30 protein-coding genes are annotated in these 24,648 nt (G+C 68.6%); 13 read left to right on the forward strand and 17 right to left on the reverse strand.

Going from position 1 to position 24,648, the window contains the following annotated elements; genetic code table 11:
* Positions 1-62 precede the first annotated feature (62 nt).
* Entirely contained in the window at positions 63-470 is a 408-nt protein-coding gene (locus SK803_RS09490; protein WP_319965452.1) for a cupin domain-containing protein, read from the reverse strand.
* Between the two features lie 53 nt (positions 471-523).
* Between SK803_RS09490 and SK803_RS09495 the strand changes: the two genes are divergently transcribed.
* Entirely contained in the window at positions 524-1,504 is a 981-nt protein-coding gene (locus SK803_RS09495) for a GlxA family transcriptional regulator (RefSeq protein ID WP_319965453.1), read from the forward strand.
* Here SK803_RS09495 and SK803_RS09500 read toward each other — a convergent pair.
* The 5 genes from SK803_RS09500 to SK803_RS09520 form a co-directional block, all read right to left on the reverse strand.
* Complete coding sequence (locus SK803_RS09500; protein WP_319965454.1) at positions 1,482-2,516, reverse strand: GrpB family protein; 1,035 nt, start codon at positions 2,514-2,516, stop codon at positions 1,482-1,484. The two genes, SK803_RS09495 and SK803_RS09500, sit on opposite strands and share 23 nt — an antisense overlap.
* 34 nt (positions 2,517-2,550) lie before the next feature.
* Positions 2,551-3,423 (reverse strand): non-homologous end-joining DNA ligase, encoded by an 873-nt coding sequence (ligD, locus tag SK803_RS09505; RefSeq protein ID WP_319965455.1) that lies wholly within the window; start codon positions 3,421-3,423, stop codon positions 2,551-2,553.
* A complete protein-coding gene (ligD, locus tag SK803_RS09510) occupies positions 3,413-4,855 on the reverse strand; it encodes a non-homologous end-joining DNA ligase (protein WP_319965456.1) in 1,443 nt (480 codons plus the stop codon). The genes ligD (SK803_RS09505) and ligD (SK803_RS09510) overlap by 11 nt, the downstream gene beginning before the upstream one ends.
* Positions 4,856-5,686, reverse strand: coding sequence for a non-homologous end joining protein Ku (ku, locus tag SK803_RS09515; RefSeq protein ID WP_319965457.1), 831 nt, complete (start codon positions 5,684-5,686; stop codon positions 4,856-4,858). It lies immediately after the preceding gene.
* Positions 5,687-5,811: 125 nt separating this feature from the next.
* Positions 5,812-6,789, reverse strand: a complete 978-nt coding sequence (locus SK803_RS09520) for a tyrosine-type recombinase/integrase (RefSeq protein WP_319965458.1) — start codon at positions 6,787-6,789, stop codon at positions 5,812-5,814.
* A gap of 563 nt (positions 6,790-7,352) precedes the next feature.
* On the opposite strand from SK803_RS09520, the gene SK803_RS09525 reads away from it, so the two are divergent.
* The 3 genes from SK803_RS09525 to SK803_RS09535 are packed head-to-tail and all read left to right on the forward strand — an operon-like array spanning position 7,353 to position 9,506.
* On the forward strand, positions 7,353-7,847 hold the full coding sequence (locus SK803_RS09525; protein WP_319965459.1) for a DinB family protein: 495 nt from the start codon (positions 7,353-7,355) through the stop codon (positions 7,845-7,847).
* 15 nt (positions 7,848-7,862) lie between these two features.
* Entirely contained in the window at positions 7,863-8,663 is an 801-nt protein-coding gene (locus SK803_RS09530; protein WP_319965460.1) for an LLM class flavin-dependent oxidoreductase, read from the forward strand.
* Between the two features lie 36 nt (positions 8,664-8,699).
* Positions 8,700-9,506: an LLM class flavin-dependent oxidoreductase gene (locus tag SK803_RS09535; protein ID WP_319965461.1), complete on the forward strand. Its 807-nt coding sequence runs from the start codon at positions 8,700-8,702 to the stop codon at positions 9,504-9,506.
* Here SK803_RS09535 and SK803_RS09540 read toward each other — a convergent pair.
* Together SK803_RS09540 and SK803_RS09545 are read right to left on the reverse strand one after the other, a co-directional pair.
* On the reverse strand, positions 9,486-10,046 hold the full coding sequence (locus tag SK803_RS09540; RefSeq protein WP_319965462.1) for a TetR/AcrR family transcriptional regulator: 561 nt from the start codon (positions 10,044-10,046) through the stop codon (positions 9,486-9,488). The genes SK803_RS09535 and SK803_RS09540 overlap by 21 nt on opposite strands.
* Before the next feature lie 9 nt (positions 10,047-10,055).
* Positions 10,056-10,925 carry an SDR family NAD(P)-dependent oxidoreductase gene (locus SK803_RS09545; RefSeq protein ID WP_319965463.1) on the reverse strand — a complete coding sequence of 290 codons (870 nt, stop codon included), beginning with the start codon at positions 10,923-10,925 and terminating at the stop codon, positions 10,056-10,058.
* A 95-nt stretch (positions 10,926-11,020) separates the two neighbouring features.
* On the opposite strand from SK803_RS09545, the gene SK803_RS09550 reads away from it, so the two are divergent.
* Entirely contained in the window at positions 11,021-11,572 is a 552-nt protein-coding gene (locus tag SK803_RS09550) for a cadmium resistance transporter (RefSeq protein WP_319965464.1), read from the forward strand.
* Between the two features lie 29 nt (positions 11,573-11,601).
* Positions 11,602-14,547, forward strand: coding sequence for an NACHT domain-containing protein (locus tag SK803_RS09555; protein WP_319965465.1), 2,946 nt, complete (start codon positions 11,602-11,604; stop codon positions 14,545-14,547).
* On the opposite strand, the gene SK803_RS09560 is transcribed toward SK803_RS09555, so the two are convergent.
* Both SK803_RS09560 and SK803_RS09565 read right to left on the reverse strand, forming a co-directional pair.
* Entirely contained in the window at positions 14,459-14,725 is a 267-nt protein-coding gene (locus SK803_RS09560) for a hypothetical protein (RefSeq protein WP_319965466.1), read from the reverse strand. The genes SK803_RS09555 and SK803_RS09560 overlap by 89 nt on opposite strands.
* A gap of 2 nt (positions 14,726-14,727) precedes the next feature.
* The gene (locus tag SK803_RS09565; protein ID WP_319965467.1) at positions 14,728-15,672 is read right to left on the reverse strand and encodes a helix-turn-helix transcriptional regulator; all 945 of its coding nucleotides are present in this window, start codon (positions 15,670-15,672) and stop codon (positions 14,728-14,730) included.
* Positions 15,673-15,724: 52 nt separating this feature from the next.
* Between SK803_RS09565 and SK803_RS09570 the strand changes: the two genes are divergently transcribed.
* From SK803_RS09570 to SK803_RS09585, 4 genes are read left to right on the forward strand one after another with little or no spacing between them, the layout of a single operon-like run.
* Positions 15,725-16,807 carry an epoxide hydrolase family protein gene (locus SK803_RS09570; RefSeq protein WP_319965468.1) on the forward strand — a complete coding sequence of 361 codons (1,083 nt, stop codon included), beginning with the start codon at positions 15,725-15,727 and terminating at the stop codon, positions 16,805-16,807.
* A gap of 15 nt (positions 16,808-16,822) precedes the next feature.
* A complete protein-coding gene (locus tag SK803_RS09575) occupies positions 16,823-17,572 on the forward strand; it encodes a ZIP family metal transporter (RefSeq protein ID WP_319965609.1) in 750 nt (249 codons plus the stop codon).
* A gap of 42 nt (positions 17,573-17,614) precedes the next feature.
* Positions 17,615-18,541 carry an isopenicillin N synthase family dioxygenase gene (locus SK803_RS09580; RefSeq protein ID WP_319965469.1) on the forward strand — a complete coding sequence of 309 codons (927 nt, stop codon included), beginning with the start codon at positions 17,615-17,617 and terminating at the stop codon, positions 18,539-18,541.
* Between the two features lie 9 nt (positions 18,542-18,550).
* On the forward strand, positions 18,551-18,910 hold the full coding sequence (locus tag SK803_RS09585; RefSeq protein ID WP_319965470.1) for a VOC family protein: 360 nt from the start codon (positions 18,551-18,553) through the stop codon (positions 18,908-18,910).
* Here SK803_RS09585 and SK803_RS09590 read toward each other — a convergent pair.
* The 3 genes from SK803_RS09590 to SK803_RS09600 all read right to left on the reverse strand — a co-directional run bounded on the left by SK803_RS09590 (position 18,907) and on the right by SK803_RS09600 (position 21,030).
* Positions 18,907-19,536 carry a class I SAM-dependent methyltransferase gene (locus SK803_RS09590; RefSeq protein ID WP_319965471.1) on the reverse strand — a complete coding sequence of 210 codons (630 nt, stop codon included), beginning with the start codon at positions 19,534-19,536 and terminating at the stop codon, positions 18,907-18,909. The genes SK803_RS09585 and SK803_RS09590 overlap by 4 nt on opposite strands.
* Before the next feature lie 98 nt (positions 19,537-19,634).
* Entirely contained in the window at positions 19,635-20,156 is a 522-nt protein-coding gene (locus SK803_RS09595; protein ID WP_319965472.1) for an AAA family ATPase, read from the reverse strand.
* Positions 20,157-20,166: 10 nt separating this feature from the next.
* The gene (locus SK803_RS09600; RefSeq protein WP_319965473.1) at positions 20,167-21,030 is read right to left on the reverse strand and encodes a sucrase ferredoxin; all 864 of its coding nucleotides are present in this window, start codon (positions 21,028-21,030) and stop codon (positions 20,167-20,169) included.
* Positions 21,031-21,140: 110 nt separating this feature from the next.
* Between SK803_RS09600 and SK803_RS09605 the strand changes: the two genes are divergently transcribed.
* A complete protein-coding gene (locus SK803_RS09605) occupies positions 21,141-21,512 on the forward strand; it encodes a DoxX family protein (protein ID WP_319965474.1) in 372 nt (123 codons plus the stop codon).
* On the opposite strand, the gene SK803_RS09610 is transcribed toward SK803_RS09605, so the two are convergent.
* Positions 21,509-21,832, reverse strand: coding sequence for a hypothetical protein (locus SK803_RS09610; RefSeq protein WP_319965475.1), 324 nt, complete (start codon positions 21,830-21,832; stop codon positions 21,509-21,511). The genes SK803_RS09605 and SK803_RS09610 overlap by 4 nt on opposite strands.
* On the reverse strand, positions 21,829-22,416 hold the full coding sequence (locus SK803_RS09615; protein ID WP_319965476.1) for a PadR family transcriptional regulator: 588 nt from the start codon (positions 22,414-22,416) through the stop codon (positions 21,829-21,831). The genes SK803_RS09610 and SK803_RS09615 overlap by 4 nt, the downstream gene beginning before the upstream one ends.
* A gap of 48 nt (positions 22,417-22,464) precedes the next feature.
* Here SK803_RS09615 and SK803_RS09620 point away from each other — a divergent pair, with 48 nt between their 5' ends.
* Positions 22,465-23,163 carry an SDR family oxidoreductase gene (locus tag SK803_RS09620; RefSeq protein WP_319965477.1) on the forward strand — a complete coding sequence of 233 codons (699 nt, stop codon included), beginning with the start codon at positions 22,465-22,467 and terminating at the stop codon, positions 23,161-23,163.
* 46 nt (positions 23,164-23,209) lie between these two features.
* Positions 23,210-23,887 (forward strand): hypothetical protein, encoded by a 678-nt coding sequence (locus SK803_RS09625; protein WP_319965478.1) that lies wholly within the window; start codon positions 23,210-23,212, stop codon positions 23,885-23,887.
* Here SK803_RS09625 and SK803_RS09630 read toward each other — a convergent pair.
* Together SK803_RS09630 and SK803_RS09635 are read right to left on the reverse strand one after the other, a co-directional pair.
* The gene (locus SK803_RS09630) at positions 23,841-24,455 is read right to left on the reverse strand and encodes a TetR/AcrR family transcriptional regulator (protein WP_319965479.1); all 615 of its coding nucleotides are present in this window, start codon (positions 24,453-24,455) and stop codon (positions 23,841-23,843) included. The genes SK803_RS09625 and SK803_RS09630 overlap by 47 nt on opposite strands.
* Positions 24,442-24,648 carry a hypothetical protein gene (locus SK803_RS09635; RefSeq protein ID WP_319965480.1) on the reverse strand — a complete coding sequence of 69 codons (207 nt, stop codon included), beginning with the start codon at positions 24,646-24,648 and terminating at the stop codon, positions 24,442-24,444. Before SK803_RS09635 ends, SK803_RS09630 begins: the two co-directional genes overlap by 14 nt.

The following is a 24,648-nucleotide window of genomic DNA, read 5'->3' on the forward strand; positions in this document are numbered from 1 at the left end:
CCGGAACCAGCGTCACCGGCTCGCCGGAGGCCGGCACGCTCAACGGCCAGCTGATCGGGGACTCAGGCGAACGAGGCCCCTCCCAGCTCGTGCCCGGTCGTCGCGTCCACGTGATCCGGAACCTCGTCGTGCCGGTCGCCGACCGTCAGCGTTCCGGTGGGCTCGAACAACAGGATCGACGCACCCGACACGGACGACGGCTTGTGGAACGTCCCACGCGGCACGGTGAACACCGCGCCCTGACCGAGCACGACCGTGCGCTCACCATCGGCCTCACGCAGCGCGATGCGCAGTTCGCCGTCGAGGACCAGGAAGAACTCGTCGGTGTCGTCGTGGACATGCCAGACGTGCTCGCCACGGACCTTCGTGACACGCACGTCGTAGTCGTTCACCCGCGTCACGATCCGTGGGCTCCACAGGGCGTCGAACGAGTCCAGGGCTTTGTCCAGGGCAATGGGTTCGCTGTTCACACCGTCAACCCTGCCGCTGTGCACGCGACGAGCGTGAGTGCTAGGAATCGCACATGTCGAAAGAATCCTCGCACCGGGTCGTCGTGATCGTCGACGAGAACTCCAACCCGTTCGAGCTCGGCTGCGCCACCGAGATCTTCGGCCTGCACCGCCCCGAGATCGGCCGCGACCTCTACGACTTCCGCCTCTGCGCACCCGAACCGCACACGCCCATGCGTGACGGGTTCTTCACCCTCACCGGCGTCGCCGATCTCAGCGCCGCCGACACCGCCGACACCCTCATCGTCCCCAACCGCCCCAACGTCGACGCACCCCGCCGACCCGCCGTCCTCGACGCCGTCCGCCGCGCCCACACCCGCGGCACCCGCCTCGTCGGCTTCTGCAGCGGCGCCTTCACCCTCGCCGAAGCCGGCGTCCTCGACGGCCGCCGAGCCACCGCGCACTGGCAGTGGGCCGACAACTTCCGCACCCGATTCCCGGCCGTGCACCTCGAACCGGACGTGCTGTTCGTCGACGACGGCGACATCCTCACCGCCGCAGGCAGCGCCGCCGCCCTCGACCTCGGCCTGCACATCGTCCGCCGCGACCACGGCGCCGAAATCGCCAACGCGGTGTCGAGGCGGCTCGTCTTCGCCGCCCACCGCGACGGCGGCCAGCGACAGTTCGTCGAACGCCCCGTGCCCGACCTGCCCGACGAATCCCTCGCACCCGTCCTGGCCTGGGCCCAGCACCACCTCGACCACGCCCTCACCGTCACCGACCTCGCCACCCGCGCCGCCGTCAGCCCCGCGACCCTGCACCGACGCTTCCAGGCACAACTCGGCACCACACCCCTCGCATGGCTCACCGGCGAACGCGTCACCCTCGCCTGCCGGCTGATCGAACTGGGGGAGTCACGCCTCGACGTCGTCGCCCGCCGCACCGGACTCGGCACCGCCGCCAACCTCAGAGCGTTGATGCGCCGCGAAACCGGACTGACCCCGACGGCCTACCGGCGCCGGTTCGGCCAGGTCAGGCCAGCGCCCGCAGAATGATCCGCTCCACGACCGCAGCCTTCGCCTCGGCGTAGTCCTGCACCCGATGCCACGTCCGGCCCGCCAAAGCGCGCTTCGTCCGCTCGTACTCCGCACGATCCTCGGGATGCGTGCGCAACCTGTCCCGGAACCCCACCATCCGGTCCCACTCCTCGCACGCGGGAGAGATGACATGCAGGTTCACGTTCGGCTCCGACCTCTTGAGCAACCGGTGCTCATGCCAGCCGCGCTCCCGCAACAGCAACCAGTACCCGGCCTCCACCAACGCCGGCACGTAGGCGTCCTCATCGGCCGAATCAGGCACCACCAGCAGAACGTCGATCAACGGCTTCGCCGCCAGACCCGGAATCGACGTCGACCCCACGTGCTCCAGCCGCACCACCACATCACCCAGCGCCGCCCGGATCCTGGCCTCCTCCACCGCGTACCACCGCGGCCACACCGGGTTGTAGTCCTCCAGCACCACCGGCGCGTCGTGCGGCGGCGTCTTCGTCACGTACTCCACCTCGCCCGACGACGGCCGCCACGTCATGTACGCCCGCTCGAGGATCTCCAGCACCACCTCGCCCTTGGCCGCGGCGTAGTCCTGCACCCGCTCCCACTCCCGCGCCGCCAGCTCCCGCTTCGCCCGCGCGTATAGCTCACGGTCACCGGAATCGGCACGCAACCAGTCACGGAACACCAGATGCCGCCGCACCTGAGCACACCCACGCGAGAACACGTGCAGGTTCACGTTCGTGTCAGGACCCTTGAGGATCCGGTGGTCGTGCCAGTCGTCCTCGCGCACCGTCACCCGATACCCGGCGGCCTCCAGAGCGGGCACGTACTCCTCGTCCGCCGCGTCCTCCACCACCAGCATCATGTCGATCACCGGCTTCGCACACAGCCCCGGCACCGAAGTCGACCCCACGTGCTCCAGGTCCGCATCCGGCAGCACAGCCAGGATCCGTGCCCGCTCCCGTTCGTACAGACCTGGCCAGGCATCGTCGTACTCGGCAAGTTCGATGTTCACGCGCGACCCCCTCGATAGGCAGTCGGCCAGAATATCAACTGCCGAACAGGTCACCCGCCGAATCCACGCGGGCCAGCACCTCGTCCGCGGTGAACACCAGGTCCTCCGCCACCTGGCACTCCTCGACCTCGTCCCACGTGATCGGCGTCGACACCGTCGGCCGCTCACGCGCCCGCAACGAATACGGCGCCACCGTCGTCTTCGCCGTGTTGTTCTGCGACCAGTCGATGAACACCTTCCCCGGCCGCTGCGCCTTCGCCATCGTCGCCACGACCAGCTTCGGCTCCTCCTTCGCCAACCGCTGCGCCACAGCCTTCGCGTACTCCGACGTGTCCTTAGCCGGCGCATACGCGTACACCTGCATGCCCTTGTTACCCGACGTCTTCGCCCACGAGTCCACACCGTCGTCGTCCAGCACCGTCCGCACCAGCTCAGCGACCCGGCAACACTCCACCACCGACGCCGGCGCACCCGGATCCAGGTCGAACACCAGCAGGTCAGGATCCCGCTTGCCCCCGCGCGGCCCCACCGTCCACTGCGGCACGTGCAACTCCAGCGCCGCCAGATTCGCCAGCCACACCAACGTCGCCAACTCGTCCACCATCACGTAGTTGACCGTCTCGTTGCCCTTCGAACTACCCGGCGACTCCAGCCGCATCGTCCGCACCCACTCCGGACGGTGCTCCGGCGCGTTCTTCTCGAAGAACCACTTCCCGTCCACCCCGTTCGGATACCGCTTCAACGTCACCGGACGATCCTTGAGATGGGGGAGCAGCACCGGAGCGATCCGGGTGTAGTAGTCGATCACCTCACCCTTGGTGAACCCGAACTCCGGATACAACTCCTTGTCCAGGTTCGTCAGCTTCAACACCCGATCCTCGACCCGAACCGTGGCATCACTGCTCAACGCGACGCACCTCCTCAGGCGACTTGTCCGGCCGCAACCCGCGCCACGCCGGAAACCGCATCCGCCCGTCCGGCGTCCACTGCCGGAACACCACCTCCGCCACCAGCTCCGGCTCCACCCACAACGCGCCCTTCGACCGTTCCCTCGGCATCTCCGTCACGAACGGCGAACCCTTGCGCGCCAACGCCTTCAGCCGCGGCGTCAACACCGCCAACTCGGCGTCGTTGAACCCCGTGCCCACCGAACCCGCGAACGCCAGCCCACCGTCCTGCGGAATACCCAGCAACAGCGCGCCCACCACACCCGACCGCTTGCCTTCACCCATCCGCCAGCCACCGATCACCACCTCCTGCGCCATCAGGTCGGTGATCTTGCGCCACACCGGCGACCGCGTCCCCGGCTGATAGACCGAATCCAGCCGCTTCGCGACCACCCCCTCCAAACCCTGCTCCCGGCTCGCGGCCAGCACCGCCGCGCCATCGGTGTCGTAGGACGGGGGAGTGAGCCAGTTCGACCCCCTCAGCTCCAACTCCCGCAGCAGCTCACGACGCTGCCGAAAAGGCAACTGCAGCGTGGAACTGCCATCGAGGTGCAGCAGATCGAACAACAGCAACGTGATCGGGTACTGCCTGGCCGCTCGGCGCGCTGCCTCGGACTTGGTGACGTGCATCCGGTTCTGCAACGCGCTGAAACTCGGCCTGCCGTTCTGCAACGCGACGATCTCGCCGTCGAGCAACGCCTCGGTCGAACCGAGCTGCTCACCGACACCCTGGAGTTCGGGATACGCCACGGTGATGTCGTTGCCCAGACGCGACCACGCCTGAACCCGACCACCCTCCACCCGCAGGATCGCCCGAACCCCGTCCCACTTGAACTCGTAAGCCCAAAGATCATCATCGTCCTGGGGGAGGGGACCGGGCACCGCCAGCATCGGCTTCAACTGCTCCGGCAGCGTCTTCCAATCCGCACGCGCCGGAGCGTGCCGGCGCTTCATCATCCAGTTCTTCCCGTCGTTGCCCGACCGGAAGAACACGAACTGACCCTCGACCCGGTGACCGTGCAGGATCACGTCGACCTCGCGATCCGACCACTTCACCGTCTCGTACCGGCCGCGATCCCAGATGAACATCTCGCCGCCGCCGTACTCGCCCTTCGGGATCTTCCCCGAGAACTCCGCGTACTCCAGCGGGTGATCCTCGGTGTGCACCGCAAGCCTGACCACATCAGTCGTGGGCGGCAAACCCTTCGGCACCGCCCACGACACCAGCACACCATCACGCTCCAACCGCACATCCCAATGCAGGCTGCTCGCGTGATGCTCCTGAATCACGAACGTGTCGTTCTCACCGTGCGGAAGTTCCTCAGCACTGGGAACAGGCTCCGGCGTCCTGGCCGGATCCCGCTTCCGCCGGTACTCGTCGAGCCCGGCCATCTACGCCGACGAAGCCTTCTTCTTCGGCGCGTCCTTCTTCGCAGCGCCCTTCCGCCCCGCCTTCGCCTTCTCCACACTGCGCTCCAGAGCCGTCATCAGATCGATGACATCACCCTTGTCCTCCGCCTCAGGCTGCTCAGGCAACTCCGCACCCTCAGCCTTCGCCGCGATGACCTTCTCCAGCGCGTCCCGGTAGTCATCGGTGAACGTGTCCGGATCAAAATCCCCGGCCATCGACTCCACCAACGACGTCGCCATCTTCAACTCCTGCGGCCGCACCTCGACGTCCTGATCCAGGAAGTCGAACTCCGCCTTCCGGATCTCGTCCGGCCACAACATCGTGTGCATCACCAGCACGTCATCCCGCGCCCGGATCGTCGCCAGCGTCTCCTTCTGCCGAATCGTGATCTTCACGACCGCCAGCTGACCCGTCTTCACGAGCGCGTCCCTGAGCAGCACATACGGCCGCGCCGCGGCCTTGTCCGGCTCCAGGTAATACGTCTTCTGGAAGTAGATCGGATCGATCTCCTCCGCCGGCACGAACTCCAGAACGTCGATCGACTTGTCGGTCTTCACCGGCAACTTCTCGAAGTCCTCGTTCTCCATGATCACCATCCGGCCGTCGTCCAGCTCATAGCCCTTGGTGATGTCGCCGTACTCCACCTCGTTGCCGCACACCGAACAGACGCGCTTGTACTTGATGCGCCCGCCGTCCTCCCGGTGCACCTGGTTGAAACGGAAGTCGTGCTCCTCAACAGCCGTGTAGAGGCGCACGGCGATCGTCACCAACCCGAAGGAGATGGCCCCACGCCACACGGATCTCATTCTCATTGGGTACCCCTGAAATGCGGTTTTCGCACTATCAGGTCACCCACTTGGCCTAACGATCCGGCAACTGAGCGACCCCCGGCCCACACGTGTTTCAGCCGAGAGTGCCCTACCGCGGTAGAGCCGGGCTAGATGTCTTTGAGCGCCCGATACGTCCGATTGCTCGCCACCGCCGCCCTCCGCTCCCGCGCCGTCGCCTCGATGTAGTTCTGACTCGTCGCCAAACTCGCATGTCCCAGCAACGCCATGATCTCGCTCGCCGACGCCCCGTCCTCCGCAAGCCGCGTCGCGAACGTGTGCCGCAAAGCGTGCAGATTCGCCCCCGTCGGCACCCGGTCGTTCAACCCCGCCCACCGGAAACACGACTTGACCAGGTATTCCAGCCCGCCCCGGCCGATCGGCTCACCATGCCGATCCCGGAGCAACGCGCTCTCACGATCGAACCGGCCCTGCGGAAAACGCTGCTTGCAGCTCTTGAGGTAGGCATCGACGATCCGTTCCATCGGCGGCTCGATCGGAACGGATCTGTCCCGGTTGCCCTTGCCCTTCACGTGCAACCGCTGGTCACCCTCCCGCCCGACGATGCTCGCCAGCGTGAGAGTGCGCATCTCCGCACTCCGCAGACCCGCGACCAAGCCCAGGGCGATGACCAGCACGTCGCGTTCAGGCCAGGGATCACGACCTTTCCGCGCACCTTCCGCGGCCGCCGTGAGCAACTGCTCGGGGGTGTCCTCACCCCGCAGCGGCTTGGGGACGAGCGGAGGGGTCCTGGGGCGGGCGACGGCGCCCATCGGGTTGCCGGCGATGAGGTCCTCGGCCACGCAGAACGTCAGGAACTGGTTCCACGTCGACCAGGCCCGCAGCACAGAGCTCTTGGCGTGGGTGTCCGCGAACAACCCGAAAGCGTTGCGGAGGTTGGCGCCGGTCAGGTCCTGGACGACGAGATCCTCGACGGGGGAGAGGAGTGTCTCGGCCAGGAGCGTGTTCACGCCGGAGAGATCGCGCTGGTAGGCCGCCGTTGTGTGCGGCGAGTCCTTGCGAGTCCGGCGAGCGAGGAAGAAGGCGTCCTGGGCGGCGAGCACGTGCATATGGATCTTGTACCGCACGCCACCGACAATTCCGCGTTCCGTGCTGGATAATGGCGATTATGCATGAAATGTCCGTTTCGCCCGAGTTCGCCGGGCGCTGGACCAGGTGGCGTCACTTGTCGGGGATCGTGAGCGTAATGAGGCGCCTCTACGTACGTCTCACTGACGACACGTCGGTGTCGACCGCGCTCCGACATCGCCGAGGTTCGGATGTTGTGGCGTCTGCAAGCGCAGCCGGCCTGCCCGTTGGCTGACGCTTGCAGACGCGCCAACACGGGCGTTTCAGCCCCTTCTGATGACGATCTTCGCAGGTCGCCGTTTCGCCGATAATCTACATTATGTCAAGTAACGCGGATCTGGGCGTCCTGGAGGGACTCTCCCGCCGTGCTTCTTGGCGGTGCTCAAGCTCCTTGGCGCCGTGTCTGACTGGTGTCGGGCCGCGGAGTGCGTGCCGTGGTTCGTCGAGCCCGCACCGGGACGCGGTGTCGCGGCGGGTCCGTCTGGACGCGTGACGCACTTGCCGGGCTTCCGCCACTTCCGTCACCGTGGCGATACAGGCCGACGTGGCAGGCTTCGGCGCCATGATCGACGAATTCGCCAAGGCGTACCTGCACAGCGATCTGCGCGAGCTGCGGGAAGCGATGCTGTGGAAGCTGGACGGTCTGGTCGATGCCGACATCCGCCGTCCGCTCACCGCCAGTGGCACGAACCTGCTGGGTTTGGTGAAGCATCTGACGTTGTCGGAGTCGCGCTACTTCGGCGAGGTGTTCGGCCGGTCGTTCCCGGAGCCGTTGCCGCGGTGGGATGACATGGCGGCGCGCGGGTTGGACATGCGGGCGGCGGAGGGTGAGACGCGTGAGGAGATCGTGGCGCGTTATCGGCGCGTGTGGGCGCATTCGGACGCGACGATCGATGCACTTGCGGTGGACTCCCCTGGTCATGTGCCGTGGTGGCCGCGTCCTGACGTGATGCTGTTCAACGTGTTGGTGCACGTGTTGACGGAGACGGCTCGTCACGCGGGGCATGCGGACATCGTGCGGGAGCAGATCGATGGCGCGACGGGTGTTGGGCCGTGAGGCAGACTCCCCCGCATGCGTTTTGCGATCTACGTGCCTTGTTATGGCGAGACCTATGGCGATCCGGCGGTGTTGTGTTCTCTGGCCGTTGAGGCGGAGGCGGCTGGGTGGGACGGGTTTTTCATGTGGGACCACGTGGTCGCGCAGCCGTTGGTGGCGGATCCGTGGGTGACGTTGGGTGCGGTGGCGGTGCGGACGTCGTCGATCGTGCTGGGGCCGATGATCACGCCTGTCCCCCGGCGGCGGCCGTGGAAGTTGGCGTTGGAGGCGTCGACGTTGCAGCGGTTGTCGGGTGGGCGGTTGGTGCTCGGGGTGGGGATGGGTGTGCCGCGGGATTTCACGTCGTTCGGTGAGGCTGCGGATGCTCGGTCGCGGGCGGTGCGGATGACCGAGGGTGTGGAGTTGGTGCAGAAGTTGTTGTCGGGTGAGGTTGTTGAGCATCACGGCGATGTTTTCGACGTGTCCGGGGTGCGGTTCGCGCCGGTGGAGGTGCCGGTGTGGACGTCGGGGATCTGGCCGCGGAAGGTGCCGTTCCTGGCGGCGTCGCAGGCGTCGGGGTTGTTTCCGATCATTCAGGACGGTTCGGGTGGGTTCGCGGTGGCGTCTGCTGAGCAGGCGGCGCGGATGAAGGCTGATTTCGTCGCGGCGGGTGGGCCGGTGGACGGGGATCTGGCGATTTGGGGTGGTGGGGCGCGGCCGTCGGCGGCGGAGGTGTCGGAGTACGCGGACGCGGGGGCGACGTGGTTGTTGCTGGACGGGTGGAAGGCGTCGCTGGAGGAGCTGCGTTCGTACATTTCCGCTGGTCCGCCGCGTTAGAACGATCTTGTCGGGGGTGCTTGCCACACTTGGGGCATGCGTTGTGCGATCTATGTGCCCAATTACGGTTCGTCGCTCGGTGACCCGTCGGTGCTGGTGTCGCTCGCTGTCGAGGCTGAGGCGGCGGGGTGGGACGGGTTCTTCCTGTGGGATCACGTCGTGCAGCCGGGTGAGTCGGTGGTGGCTGACGTCTGGGTGGTGTTAGGTGCGGTGGCGGCGCGGACGTCGTCGATCGCGTTGGGGCCGATGGTGACGTCGTTGGGGCGGCGTCGTCCGTGGAAGTTGGCTCTTGAGGCGTCGACGTTGCAGCGGTTGTCGGGTGGCCGGTTGGTGCTGGGGGTGGGTGCGGGTGTGCCGCAGGACTTCTCGCCCTTCGGTGAGCGGGTGTCGCGTGCGGAGGCGATGTCCGAGGGTGTCGAGCTGTTGAAGGCGTTGTTGTCGGGCGAGGTCGTCGAGCATCACGGTGACCTGTTCGACGTGTCCGGGGTGCGGTTCGAGCCGGTGGACGTGCCGATCTGGGTCGGCGGGGTCTGGCCGCGCGAGGTGCCGTTCCGTGCGGCGGCGCAGGCGGCCGGCGTGGTTCCGGCGACGTTCGGGGCTGAGGGGCTGGTGGTCCTCTCCCCCGGTGATGCCGCGCGGCTGAAGGCTGACTTCGTGGCGTCGGGTGGTCCGGCGGATGGTGATGTGGCGTTGTGGGGTGGTGGTGTGTTGCCGGAGGAGGTGCGGGAGTACGAGGCCGCTGGGGTGACGTGGATGTTCACCGACGGTGGCGCTCTGGAGGTGGAGGAGTTGCGGGCGTTCGTGGCGGCTGGTCCGCCGTGGTCAGGCGCTGAGGCCTCGTAGCAGGGTGTCGAGGTAGCGGCGGGCGGTGGGGAGCCGGTCGGCTGGGGTGTCGCTGTGGACGTAGGTGGCGTAGGCGACGCCGCACATGAGTGGGACGAGGTCGCCGTCGGCGAGGTCGGGTCGTACGGCTCCGGCGGTGCGGGCGCGGGCGAGCAGTTCGGTGCCTTGTGCCATGACTTGCCGCTTGAGTTCGGTGGTGCGCGGGAGGGTGTCGACGGTGGTGGCGGCGACTTTGGCGAGTGAGGGGTCGCTGACCTGGGCTTCGACGAGCCGGGTGAGGAAGTCGGAGAAGGCGCGCCAGACGTTGTCGTCCTGGAGTGCTTTGGCGCCGTGGTCGGCGAGTGCTTCCAGGCAGGGCGTGGCGACGGTCTCGAGGAGCGCTTCGGTGGTCGGGAAGTGCCGGTAGACCGTGCCGACGCCGAGTCCTGCGCGGCGGGCGACGTCGTTGAGCTGCAGCGGGGTGCCTTCGTCGACGAGTTCTCTGGCGACGGTGATGATGCGGTCCCAGTTGCGGGCGGCGTCCTTCCGCAGCGGCGTCATGTGCCCAGCTTAATTGGATATCCCATCCGGAACCTGGACGAGTGGTGCGTGCCTCTCGCTGAGCCTGCGCACGGCCTCGGTGACGCGTGGGTCCGTGGCGGCCCGGATCGGTGTGACGGGTGCTCCGCGGCGTCCGATGACGGTGCCGGTGGGCAGTGTCTGGTCGGTGGCGGCGATGATCGAGGGCCGCGCGGCGGCCGATGCGGGTCCGGAGGTGGCGCGTTCGAAGGTGCGTCGCACCAGTGGCCAGAGCAGGCGCAGGCCTGGTGACACGATTTTGGGCGTGCGCATGGTGCCGTCGGTCATGTCGGTGGCCGCGCCGCCGGGGTCGGCCGCGAACACCGCGACGCCACTCGCCTTCGTCCGTTGGGCGAGGTCGAGCGTGTAGGCGAGGTTCGCGAGCTTGGCGCGTCCGTACCAGTGGAAGCCGTAGTACCCGCCGGGCGGTTCGACCTCGTCGAAGACCTTTTTGGCCACCATCACGGACCCTGATGTCACGTTGACGACCCTGTGCAGTCGCGGCAGCAGCAGTTCGGTGAGCAGGTAGGGCGAGAGGTGGTTGACGACGAATGACGCTTCCACCCCGCCGAGTTCCGTGTGGTCCGGGAACATCGCGCCGACGTTGTTGACGAGCACATCCACCTCGCCTTCTGCCGCGATCTGCTCGGCCAGCGTGCGTACCTCGTCGAGGGAGGCGAGGTCGGCTTGCAGGAACTGTGCGGGCTCTTCTCCCCCGGTGTTGATCCTCTCCACGGCTCGGGCGCCGCGCTCGGCGTTGCGTCCGATCACCGTGACCGCGTATCCGGCTTTGGTGAGCCCGAGGGCGGTCTCCAGTCCGATGCCTCCGGTTCCCGCCGTGATCACTGCTCTGCGTGCCATGACACTCTCCATCCGGATAGCTCATCCACTTACCTGTCCGACGCTAGCACACATCCGGATCGACTATCCGTTTCACGCTCGTGGAGAATGCCGCCGTGGATCTTGGGGTGATCGGCCAGGCAGCGGGCATGTTCGCCGTGACGAACGTCGACGACCTGGTGCTGCTGGCCCTGTTCTTCGCACGGGCTCGTTCGGCGTGGCAGGTGGTCGCGGGCCAGTACCTGGGCTTCGCCGGCATCCTCGCCGTCGCCGTCGTCGGCGCGCTGGGGGCGTCGCTGCTCCCCGCACAGTTCCGCCCGTGGCTCGGCCTGATCCCCTTGGCGCTGGGCTTCAAAGCCGCCTGGTCGCTCTGGCGCGGCTCCGACGACGATGACGAACCGGAGGCCGCCCCCGGCATCCTCGCCGTGGCGGGCGTGACGCTCGCGAACGGCGGCGACAACATCGGTGTCTACGTCCCGGTCTTCACCGTCGCCGACTCGCTGTGGGTCTACGTCGCGGTGTTCCTGGTCCTGGTGGGCGTGTGGTGCCTGGCGGGCTGGTTCCTGGCATCCCGGCAGGTCGTGGCGCGAGTTCTGGCGAAGTGGGGCCACATCGCGCTGCCGGTCGTCCTGATCGCGATCGGCCTGTTGGTGTTGTTCTCCGGCTGAGCGGCCCGGTCGTGCGGTAGACACTTCGGGTGCGCAAGACCTACAGCTACAACGAGGCCGTGAAGATCCTCGGCGGCCGCGAGCACCCGATCGTCGCCGCCATGGACAAGCTGCTGGGCGGCGCGCTGCTCGCGGGTTCGTTGGGGCTGTGGCAGGTGCTGGATCTGTTCGACGCCAAGCCGGATTTCATCAAGCTCAGCAACGAGCTGATCTCCAAGGTGTCGCAGAAGCGCCGCAAGGTCAGCCGTTACACCCGCACGCAGCAGCTGCACGCCGCCCACGCCGTGCTGGTGATGACTGCGTTCTTCGAGGCCTTCGAGGAACAACAGATCAGGTTGAAGGCAACCAGGAGCGATCGTGAGATCGTCGCGCAGTACAACCCGTGGCGGCTGAACCTGCCACTGCCATCGGTAGGCCGCCCGTACGAGGAGAACCTCGCCGCCCTACGGCCCCTCTACGACCGTCTGGGCGTCAGCCTGCTCGACGCGGTCACGAACTCGGCGTCGTGGGACAGCCTGAACGAGACCGAACGCGACCGGGTCAGGGAGGCCGCCCTGCGCCGTGCACCGGTGCGGGCGGTGCAGCGGTACGAGGAGTTGCTCGGTCAGCTCGCGGCCGAGTACCCGGAGATCCGCTTCTGGTGTGCGATCCAGGACGCCGGGTCGACGCGCAAGGCGCTGGCAAGGCTGGAAGAGGTGCTGTGCGAGACGACCACTGATCTGACGCCCGAGGTGCGGCTGGCGGAACTGGCCGGCGCCTACCGGGGTGCGCTGGCACGGCCGCTGGTGAAGTCGACCGAGGTACCGGAGGGCGTGCAGATCCCGAGTTTGGCCGACGCCTACATCGACCCGCGGTTTCAGGTGGTGATCGGCACCGAACGCGCCGGCGCACCGTCCCTGCTCGCGTGGTGGGACGACGTGGCCGTCCGCGCCGACCTGCACGCCTACCTGGTTGGGTATCTGACGTCACCGATGGCGTTGACCGCTCCCCTGCTGGTGCTGGGTGATCCGGGCTCGGGCAAGTCGGTGCTGACCGAGATGCTGGCGGCACGGTTGCCCGCGTCGGACTTCGCCGTGGTGCGGGTGGAGCTGCGCAGCACTCCCGCGGACGCGGACCTGAAGCGGCAGATCGAGCACGGACTGCGGACCTTGCTGCACGAACCCGTCAGTTGGGCCGACTTCTCCCGGAACACCGGCGGAGCCTTACCCGTGGTCGTCTTGGACGGGTTCGACGAGTTGCTGCAGGCGACCGGGGTGAGCCAGACGCGGTACCTGACCGTGATCGCCGACTTCCAGCAAACGCTCAAGGACATGGGCAGGCCGGCCGTCTTCGTGGTGACGAGCCGGTTGAGTGTGTGCGCTGGGCTGCAGCTGCCCGAGGACACGCATGTCGTGCGGCTGCTGCCGTTCTCCGAGCAGCAGGTGCGTTCGTGGCTGGACGTGTGGAACTCGGCCAACGTCCCGTTGCCCGCCGAGACCGTGCTGGAGTACCCGGATCTGGCGTCGCAGCCGCTGTTGTTGCTGATGCTGGCGTTGTACGACGCCGTGGACAGCTCGTTCCAGCGCGATCATCTCGGCATGAGCCGAGGGCAGTTGTACGAGCGGCTGCTCGACCGGTTCACCCGGCGTGAGGTGACCAAGGACGACGCTGACCGGTCAGAGGCCGATCTGGCGGCGGACGTGGAGTTCGAGCTGGAACGGTTGTCCGTCGTGGCGCTCGCGATGTTCAACCGGGGCGCGCAGTGGGTCGCCGAGCACGAGGTGACGTCCGATCTCGCACAACTGCTCGACGTCGGCTCACCAGACCGGCAGGTGGGCACGCGCACTCCCCTGTCCGCCGGTGAGACGGTGCTGGGGCGCTTCTTCTTCGTGCAGAAGACCGAAGCGGTACGTGAGGACAACACCAAGCTGCGGACCTACGAGTTCCTGCACGCCACGTTCGGCGAGTACCTGGTGGCGCGGTTCGTGTGGGAACGGCTGCTCATCCTTCAGCGCGAGGACGCGGCACGGTCGCGGCGCAAGTCCACGGTGGACGACACCGAGCTGTACTCGGTGCTGTCGTTCATGACGCTGTCCAGCAGCGTTCCGTTGCTGGACTTTCTGCGGGAGTTCGCGCGGAAGTCCAGCAGAGACGGCTTGTTCGACCTGGTCGCGCGACTGCTGGGGGCGCGGGACGAGCGGCGCCTGTCGCGGGGTGAGTACGAGCCGGTGGCGCTGACGAACTCGGTCAGGGACGCGAAGTACTCGGTGAACCTGATGGCGCTGGCGGTGGTGCTGAAGGAGAAGGTCTACGGCTCGGATCTGCGGCTGAGCGCGGACGACTGGCGTCGGGAGGCGCTGTTCTGGAAGTCACGGCTGTCGGGCGTCGAGTGGACGGGTGTGGTGCGGTGCTTCTGGGTCGAGTGGGACCCGGATCGTCACTTCGTGGTGGGCCTGAGCAAGCGAACGCAGGACGTGCGTGCGGAATGGCTGCTCATGACGGAACCGGACGTGACGCTGGACGATTTCGCGCTGATGCTGCGAGACGCGGTGTTGCCATTGGTATCGCAACATGGCTTGGACGTAACCGCCGCGCTGATCAACTTGATGGCGACGCCCATTGAACGGGTCGCACCGGCGATCCGACGGCTCGCCGAGGCGGGCGCCCGAGGCGAGGTCGTTCTCAGGGAGGCCGACGCCAGGCTGGGCCTCGGCGGTGACGACGTGGCGATCATCAAGGCGACCTACGGCGTGCCCGGAGCAGCGGACCGGGAGGTGCAGTTGGACGCCTGGTTGCGGCTGCATGAGCGGGGATTCCGGTTCGAGTTGGTGCCCGAGGTGCGGGATCTGACGTCCTTGTTGACCACTGTGGGCCTGTGGGAGGTGTTTCAGCGCAGGCCGGATCTGTTCAAGCGGGCCACAGCGGCCGCTGCCGAGTTGGGTCTTGAACGGCCTCTGCCAAACTGGCAGCTATCGCAGCCAGATCGTCCTCGCTGAGGTCGCGCTCCCCCACCTGCCGCTGGATCTCCGACCGGGAGCAGACCACGACGGCGCCGGTGTAGCCGCCCAAGTCGACCGCGGCGACGATCTCGGTCGAGCCGTTGTGCACGACCAGGATCGGGTCGGGCGTTTCGGTGTAGAGCAGACGCTCGATGTCCCGTCCGGTGATGGCCATGCTCAGTCTTGTACGGCGCGGGCGTAGCGGGCCGCAAGGGTGCGAACGTGTGCCACGAGTTCTGGTGGCGAGGTGACTTCGAAGTCGTAGCCGAGCATGCCGATCCACACGGCCATGGTTTCGACGGTGTCGGCGCCGGTCACGAGCACGCACGAGAGGTCGTCCACGGCCTCGACGGTGCCGACCGCCGGGCTGATTCGAGCGGCCACCGCGTCGGCTGGGGCGTGGACGAGGATGCGGGCCTGGACGCGCCAGGCGGCCGCGCTGCTGCTGGAGGCGACGTAGGTGGTGGCGTCGAAGTCGCGGGGTGTGAAGCGCGGGCCGAACGGCGGTCGGGGCGGGACGATGCGGTCCACGCGGAAGCTGCGCCAGTCGGCCTTGTCGCAGTCCCAGGCGACGAGGTACCAGCGGCGGCCCCAGTTGACCAGGCGGTGGGGTTCGACTCGGCGGCGGGACGGGGTGCCGTCGTGGGAGTTGTAGTCGAAGCGGATGGTGTCGCTGTCGCGGCAGGCGGCGGCCAGGGTGGAGAGCAGCTCCGGGTCCAGGGCGGGGGCCACGGAGTCTCGCGGGACGGATTCGACGTGTTGCAGGGCGGAGACGCGGTGGCGCAGGCGGGACGGCAGGACCTGTTCGAGCTTGAGCAGTGCGCGCAGGGAGACTTCTTCGAGGCCGGTGACGGCGTTGGTGCGCAGGGCGGCCGCCACGGCTACGGCCTCGTTGTCGTCGAGCAGCAGCGGGGGTAGTTCGGCGCCGGCGCCGAGGCGGTAGCCGCCGAAGCTGCCGGTGGTGGCGTTGACCGGGTAGCCGAGTTCGCGCAGGCGGTCGACGTCGCGGCGGACCGTGCGCGGGCTGATCTGGAGCTCGTCGGCGAGTTCGCTGCCTTGCCAGTCGCGGCGGGACTGCAGCAGGGCGAGCAGGCGCAGCAGGCGCGCCGAGGTTTCCAACATGACCGCAGACTTTAGGACAGAGGCTGGCCGCAAGTAGTTCTAGCCTTGGGTTATGACGGAGATCAGGGAATTCCACATCGCCATCGACGAGGCCGACGTCGACGAGCTGCGGCTCCGTTTGGGGCGGACGCGGTGGACCGACCAGGTGCCGGGAGCCGGTGCGCGCTACGGCGACGACGTGGCGGACGTGCGGGAGCTGGCGCGGTACTGGGCCGAGGAGTTCGACTGGCGGGTCGTGGAGCGCAGGCTCAACTCCTTCCCGCAGTTCATCACCGAGATCGACGGCACCGGCGTGCACTTCCTGCACGTCCGCAGCGCCAACCCGGACGCGTTGCCGTTGCTGCTGATCCACGGCTGGCCCGGGTCGATCATGGAGTTCGTGGACGTCATCGAGCACCTGCGCGACTTCCACCTGGTGATCCCGTCCATCCCCGGTTTCGGGTTCTCCGGGCACACCACCGAGACCGGCTGGCACTCCGGGCGCATCGCACGGGCGTTCGCCGAGTTGATGGCGCGGCTGGGCTACGAGCGGTACGGGGTGCACGGCAACGACGCCGGGTCGATCATCGCGCCGGAGGTCGGGCGGGTGGACCCGGAGCACCTGGTGGGGGTGCACGTCACGCAGATCTTCTCGTTCCCCTCGGGCGACCCGGCGGAGATGGAGGGGCTGACCGAGGACGACTACCGGCGGCTCGGGGTGCTGCAGGACTACTGGGAGACCAAGTCCGGCTACGCGAAGCTGCAGCAGGCGCGGCCGCAGAACGTCGCGTTCGCGCTCGCGGACTCCCCCGTCGGCCAGCTCGCCTGGACGATGCAGCTGATGGGCGAACCGGCCGTCAGCAAGGACTTCCTGCTGGCCAACGTGTCGATCTACTGGTTCACCGCCACCGCGGGTTCCTCGGCGCGGCTGTACTACGAGGACGCGCACCGCGAGGACCCGCCGAGCGAGCCGACGACGTTCCCGATGGGGGTCGCGATCTTCGCCGACGACTTCCAGACCATCCGCCGCTTCGCCGAGCGCGATCACCACAACCTGGTGCACTGGTCGGAGTTCGCGACCGGCGGTCACTACTCCGGGCACGACGCGCCGGAGCTGCTCGCCGGTGATCTGAAGGCGTTCTTCGACAAGATGTAAGCCGTGCCCCAGGAAATGTCACAGTGGGTTGAGGCAGGGCTGTGGGGATTGGCAGGCGGCGGTGCGCTCGTGCTGGGCGCGCTCGTCGCCTGGTTCCTGCGCGTGCCCCGTGACGTCGTCGCCGTCGTGATGGCGTTCGGCGCGGGTGTGCTGACCGCCGCGGCGGCGTTCGAGCTGATGGACGAGGCGGAGAAGAACGGCGGGCTGCTCGCCACCTCAGCCGGGTTCCTCGGCGGCGCCGTCATCTACGTGCTCGCGAACGTGCTGCTGGCGCGCCGCGGTGGCCGGCACCGCAAGCGCAGCAGCAACCAGCCGTCCGAACAGGACCAGTCGGGCAGCGGCACGGCGATCGCGGTCGGCGCGCTGCTCGACGGCGTGCCCGAGTCCGTGGTCCTCGGCGTCTCCCTGCTGAACGGCGGCGGCATCGGGGTGGCGATGCTGGCGGCGGTGGTCATCTCGAACGTCCCGGAAGGACTGTCCAGCGTCGCCGGCATGAAGCGGGCGGGCCGCGGAGCCGGGTACGTGTTCGGGGTGTGGGGTGCGATCGCGGTGGCCAGCGGGCTGTCCGCAGCGCTGGGCAACCTGCTGCTCGACGACGCGTCGCCGCAGCTCATCGCCGTGATCACCGCGGTGGCGGCGGGTGCGATCCTGGCGATGATCGCGGACACGATGATCCCCGAGGCCTACGAACGCGCCCGTCTCTACACCGGGCTGTGCACCACGGCCGGGTTCCTGACGGCTTTCGTGGTGGAACGGTTGGGCTAGTTCACCTGGTGCGGCCGGGCCGGTGGCGGTAGGAGTGCAGCCATGGGTGTTCCGCTGGTGGACTTGTCCGGGTGGTTCGACGGCACGCGGCGTGCCGAGGTGGCGGCGCGGGTCGACGCGGCGCTGCGGGAGTCGGGGTTCCTGCTGATCACCGGGCACGGCGTCCCGGACGCGCTGCGCTCCCACGTGCGTGAGCTGACCCGCTCGTTCTTCGCGCTGCCCGCCGCCGGCAAGTCGGTGTACGCGGTGCGGACCGGTGGGCGGGGCTGGCTGCCACCCGACGAACAGGCCACCGGCCGGGCCTCTGGCGGCCTGGCGCCCGCGGACCTGAAGGAGACGCTGGCGTTCGGCTCCGACGACCCGGAAGGCGACGCGTTCTTCTTCCGCCCCAACGTCTTCCCCGCCGAGGTACCCGCGCTCCAACCCGCCGTGACGGAGTACGTGCGCCGCATGCGGGCGCTGTGCGACGAGCTGCTGACGATCTTCGCCGTCGCGCTCGGCTCACCCGAGGACCTCTTCACCCGCTGCACGCGCCGGCCGTCGTACACGCTCAACGTCAACCACTACCCGCCGCTGCGGCAGGTCGGACCCGCGCAGCCGGGCCAGTTCCGCATCGGCGAGCACACCGACTTCGGCACCGTGACGATCCTGGACCGCCAGCACGGCGTCGGCGGCCTGCAGGTCCGCACCCTCGACGGCACGTGGGAGAACGCGCCGTTCGACCCGGCGGCCTTCACCGTCAACATCGGCGACCTCATGGCCCGCTGGGTGTCCGACCGCTGGCGCTCCACGCCGCACCGCGTGCTGCCCCCGGACGCCAGCGCCCCCGACGAGGACCTGGTGTCGCTGATCTTCTTCTACAACACTGACACCGACGCGCGGATCGTGTCGCTCGACGGCCGCTACCAGGAGGTCGGCGGCGGCGAGTACCTGCGGGCCAAGCTCGAAGCAATCTCGATCGGACAGTAAGGGGCATGTGTGGCGATCGGTGAGCTCTACGACGTGGTGATCGACTGCCCGGACCCCGACGCGCTCGCCGAGTTCTACCGGCAGGTCGTCGGCGGCGAGATCGTCGACTCCGACAGCGAGTGGACGACCCTGGAGACCTCACGCGGCCGGGTGTCGTTCCAGCGCGTCGACGACTACACGCCACCACAGTGGCCCGGCCAGGAGCACCCTCAGCAGGTCCACCTCGACGTCATGGTCACCGATCTCGACGTGGCCGAACCTCAGGTGCTGGCCCTGGGCGCGACCCTGCTCGACGGCTCGGACAAACCGATCGGCTTCCGGGTCTACGCGGACCCAGCCGGTCACCCGTTCTGCCTGGTCACGAACTAGATCGCCCACACGGTCGCGGCGCGGGTCTCCGTGCTCTCCAGGGTCAGCGGCACCGGCACGTCGTAGCGGCCCTGCGCCCGGAACCGGTCGCGTGGCAGATGCGCGCGGTCCGGATCGCCGAGCAGCACCAGCGCACCCCGCGCCGCGGCCCTGGTGAGGAACGGCAGCATCAACGAGGTGATCTCCGCGTCGTAGAAGACGTCGCCCGCCAGCACGACATCCGCCCCGTGGGCGTCGCTGTCGAGCTGGTCACCGGGCAACGGCATGACCGTGACGTCGTTCGCGGCGGCGTTGAGCTCCACCGCGGCCAGCGACAGCGGGTCGATGTCGTTGGCCGTCACCCAGTCGGCGCCGGCCAGCGCCGCGGCGATCGCCACCAGTCCACTGCCGGACGCCAGGTCGAACACCTTCTTGTCCCGCACCAGCCCGGGATGGTCGAGCAGGTGCCGCGCCAGCGCCTGACCGCCGGCCCACGGGAACGCCCAGAACGGCGGCTGGTCGTGGTCGGTCAGTTCCCACAGGTCCATCGCCTCTGCCGCGCTGTGCAGGACGACCTCGGGCACCAGCGGCACCGGCGTGAGAGCCGTGTTGGCGAGCACGAACTGGCTCAGTGTGGGCGCGGACATGACGGAGAAGCTTAGGGGCAGCGGTGCCGGGGGCCGCAGAGGCGAAAGGCCGTAGGTTCGCGCGGGGTTTCGCCGGGATGGACCAGGCCCGGTCCGCGTCACCCGCCCAGCGCGGCCACCAGTGCCTTGTAGGTCTGGTCGGCGTCGGCCTCACCGGTCTCGATCACCACCGACTCCGGCGTGACGTACCCGGCGAACTGGTCGCAGATCCGGTGGATCATCCCGGCCCCGCCCAACGCCTCCACCGCGCCGTCGATGTGGTGATCACGCCGCCGGAACCGCGCCACCGCCACCTCCGCGGGCGCGAGGAGCACGAACTCCAGGTAGTCCGCGCCCGCCGAGCGCGCCACGTCGGCGAACCGGTCACGCTCGCCGCGGCGGGCGATCAGTTGCGGCATCACCACGTCGTTGCCCGAGGACAGGTGGGTGGCCGCCATCGTGAGCGCGAGCGGGCGGACCAGGTCGACGGTGCCGAAGAAGTCGTCCTGCCAGCCGCCGACGAGCCGGACGATCTCGTCGGCGTCGAGGTTGAGGGTTTTCGGGTGGTCGGCGGCGTAGCGGGCGGCGATGGTGGACTTGCCGACGCCGGTGGGGCCGTTGAGGTGGATCAGCCTGGGCACTGGACCGAGGTTATCGGCAGACCTTCGCCAGTTCGTCGATGGCGGTGGCGACCAGGGCGATCGCGATGTCCGGGGACTTGCCGCAGCTGGCCGGGCGCGGGGGCACGGGTTGTTCGGTCAGGGCGACGCGCCACTCGCGGCCGTCGGTGTGGCGGACGGTGGCGGAACCGGGGGTTTCGGCCACGACGGTGAGGACGTCGCGGGTCTCGCCGATCTGGTGGCGGACGGCCACCTCGGCCACCTGACCCCGCGGGGTGAAGCAGGAACGGCCGCGGCAGCGGTCGGCGACGATGCCCTCGGTGACGACACGCTGGGCCAACTGGTGGTCCAGTCGTCCGTACAGGTGACCGGTGGGCAGCAGAACGCCGGTGGGGGCGAAGCGGTGGCCGCCGGTGTGGGTGCACTCCCACAGGTTCAGCGCGGTGGCGATCGGGCGGCCGTACAGGGCGCAGCAGACGTCACGTTTGCTGTTGGTGCAGACCAGCAGCAGCGGCTCGTGGACCGGAGTGCCGAACGCGGTCGAGCGGCCCGCGCCGAGCGCCTCGAAGTCGAGTTCGAGCGCCTCCTCGGGGGCGGCGAGGTCGGCTTGTTCCAGCCAGGAGGCGCCGGGCTTTGCCGAGGCCAGGTACAGGCGCCGGGTCGCGGGCAGGTGGTCGTCGGCGTGCTTGCCGGGGCGGCGGATCAGCAGGATGCGCACACCGGTGCCGGCCGCGCGGCGTTGCAGTTCGGCGCCGAGTTCGGGGTCGAGGTGGCTCTCCACGATCGCGTCGCGGCCCCACGGGCCCGGCTGCTCCAGGCACAGCCACGCCGTCGCGGTCGCGGCCGTGCCGGCCAGCGGTTCGCCCGCGAAATCGGAGAGCACCGAGCACCTCATCTGCACACTCTATACGGCCGATCGGGTGAGGAATAAGGACACCCTTACCTCGTCTCTGTGAGTTTGAACATCAGTGGTTCCCGCACTGGGCCACCGGCTAGGTTTCGTTCATGAACCTCGCCGCGTGGATCGTGTCCGGCGTGCTGGCGGCCCTGTACCTGATGGCGGGCTTCACCAAGCTGGTCAAGTCGAAACAGGCCCTGCTGGCCGAGCCGCGGATGTCGTGGGTGTCGGACTTCGCCGAGGGCCAGGTCAAGGCCATCGGCGCGGTGGAGGTCGCGGGCGCGCTCGGCCTGGTGCTGCCATGGCTGACCGGTGTCGCGCCGATCCTCACCCCGATCGCGGCACTGGGACTCGCGCTGGTGCAGGTGGGCGCCGCGATCACACACATACGGCGCGGCGAGGGCGGCACCGTGCCGATCAACGTCGTGCTGTGCGCGCTGGCGGTGTTCGTCGCCGTCGTGCGCTTCGGCCAGCTCTAGCCTTCGAGCTGCGCGACCCGCTGCCGCATCGAGGCCTCCAGCCGGGCGCGGTAGCCGATGAACAGCTTGTTCGCCAGGCAGGGAGCCCAGTTGCCCTGCTTGGCGATGTTGTAGACGCGATGCACGACCAGCGCGCCTTCCGGATGGGCGTGCAGCGTGTCCTCGCCGCGATACCACCAGTCGCCCCAGTAGGCGATGACGCCCCGGTCGCGGTCGACGAGCCGATGCGACCCGGACTCGCCCGCGTCGTGGAACATCCGCTCGCGCACGTCCTCCAACGGCGCGTGCACCACACCCTGCACTTCGAACAGCAGTCTCATCGGTGCTTTCCCTCCCAGTAGTCGTACCCGCCGACCGTGCCTTTGCGGGTGGCGGCGGCGAACCAGGTGAGCCACGAGCGTTCGGCGCGCAGCATCGCCATCCGGTAGTCGAGCTCGATCCACGCCAGCTGCGGCAACCCCATCGTCGAGAGCTGCTCGATCAACGCCGCCAGCGCGACGATCTGCTCCCCCACGGCCCGCTCACGACGCTCGACCACGGTCAGCGCCTCGCCCGGGGGCAGCAGCCCGACCAGCGAGATCCCCGCCTCGAACCGCGGGTACTCCTTGGCCGGCACCGCGATCAGCTCGCGCAGCCAGTCGTGCAGCTCCTCCGTGCCCGCGTCGGTGACCGCGTAGACGGTCCGCTCAGGCCGGTTGCCCGCCTTCTGCGTGGCACTCGCGGTGATCAGCTCGTGCTTCCGCAGCGACTCCACGACGGTGTAGAGCGACCCGTAGTTGAGCTTGATCACCTCCTCCTGATGCCGCTCCCGCATGGTCTGCGCCATCTCGTAGGGGTGCATCGCCCGTTCCGACAGCAACGCCAGCACCGCGAGGGCCAGGGGGTTCGTGCGCTTGAACGACATATCCGCTCCCAAATACTCGGCACCGAATATATGGGTAGTGTGGGCGTCATGACAACGGTGATCACCGGGGGAAGCCGGGGTATCGGTGCCGCGACCGCACGCAGGCTCGTGCGGGACGGGCGCCGGGTCGTGATCAGCTACCGCCAGGCCGCCGACGAGGCCCGCCTGCTGGAGAAGGAGCTCGGGGTGCTGGCCGTGCGGGCCGACACCTCCGACGAGGACGACGTGGCCCGCCTGTTCGACGCCGCGGGCGGCGGCATCACCGGCGTGGTCAACAACGCCGGCATCACCTCGCCGTCCGGCCCGCTCGCCGAGCTGCGCACCGAGGACCTGCGGCGTGTGGTCGACGTGAACGTGATCGGCGCCTTCCTCGTCGCCCGCGAGGCGTCACGCCGGATGACCGGCGGCTCGATCGTGAACGTGTCGTCGGGCGCGGCGACCCTGGGCAGTCCCGGCGAGTACGTCCACTACGCCGCCACCAAAGCCGCGGTCGACGCGATGACGATCGGCCTGGCCAAGGAACTCGCGCCGCGCGGCATCCGGGTCAACTGCGTGCAGCCCGGCACGATCCGCACCGACATCCACCAGCTCTCCGGCCAGCCGGACCGTCCCGACAAGGCCGCCGGGCGCGTGCCGATGGGCCGGGCGGGCGAGGCCGAGGAGATCGCGAACGCCATCGCGTGGCTGCTGTCGGACGAGGCCTCCTACGCGACCGGCGCGATCCTGCGGGTCACCGGCGGGACCTGACCGAAAACGGCGCGGGAGTGTCGGACCCGCTGGGTAGATTGATCGAATGGGTCCCCTGCGCAGCACTCATCCCGTCGCCACCGACCGAAGACGCGTCCTGGGCCGCGTGTTGCTCGTCGTGGCCCTGGTCAGCGCACTGCTGCTGGTCCTGATGTTCGTGATCGACCTCGGCGGCGCCCAATACGCGCTGATCTTCGCCGCCTTCCCGTTCCTGCTCGCCGCCCCGGCGTCGGTGGTCCTGCTGCGCAAGGCCCGCACGCCCGAGCTGATCGAGCTCTACGACGACGGCATCGCGCACGTCCTGGGCGGCACCAGGCGCAGCTGGACGTGGGACCAGGTGCGGGCCATCGACGTCGCCGAACGCGGCGACCACTCCTACACCGGCTCCGACCTCGACTGCACGATCCGCTTCGCCGACGGCAACCTGCTGCACTTCAACGGCCTCACCGAGAACAGCCGGGAGATCGTCGGCGCACTCGGGACCCACTGCCTCGACGCAGCCAGGGAGCCGGTGCGCAAGGCGTACAAGGCACGCGCGGTGGCGATCCTGGGTTCCGTCACGCTTGTGGGCGGCGCGGTCGCGACCTGGGCGTTCTTCACCGTTCCGGGCACACCGGACGGCGGCGACCAGTTCGGGCTCGCGATGCTCGCCGTCGCGTGCGTCGTGCCGGCCGTGATCAGCCTGATTCTGCTGATCTCCGTCCTGGTGACCGGCCGGCGTTAGGCGCGGTCGCGGAGAACACGCCGATCCCCAGCGCGTACGGGTCGTCCAGGCCGACGGTCTCGAGCGTCTCCGTCGGCAGCGCCAGCAACGAGATCGCCACACCCAGGAAGTACGCGTCGAGCAACCCGGTGTCGCGCACCGTGGACGACAGGCCCGCCGCCTGCTGCAACGCCGCGGCCGCCTCGGCGTTGGCCAGCACCATCCCGGACAACGCCGCCCGCACGCCCGGACGGCGCACGGCCTCCAGGTACAGCTCGACCATCGCGAGCATCTGCGTCGGGTCGTCGGCGACCGCGCGGCGCAGCAGGGCCGGGTAGAGCTCGGCCACGTCGGAGGCGCTGATGTCGGCAGGGGTGGTCTCGCGCAGGCGGTCGACGGCCGCGCGGTGCAACGACGTCATGCGCGCCGCGGAGGCCTCGAGGATCGCCTCGCGCGTCGGGAAGTAGTTCTTGGTCGTGCCGATGGGGACGCCGGCCTCGCGGTCGATCGCGCGGTGGGTCAGGCCCCGGCCGCCGTCCACCGCGAGGATCTGGATCGCGGTGTCGCACAGAAGATCACGACGGCTCACGGTCCGGGACACTAGCAAGATCACCACAGCCGTGGTGAATCGGGGCGAACGTGCTGGTCCCGGCGGTCGCGGTGACCACTCCGCGTTCCACGACCAGGAACAGGCCGCAGACGCATCTGACATAGGACACCGAGCCGTGCGACGAGACGGCGGCGGTGCAGGACCAGGAGCACGCGGGGCAGGTGGCGATCAT

Origin of the sequence: Lentzea miocenica (genome assembly GCF_033949945.1) — a bacterium.
GTDB classification, from domain to species: domain Bacteria; phylum Actinomycetota; class Actinomycetes; order Mycobacteriales; family Pseudonocardiaceae; genus Lentzea; species Lentzea miocenica.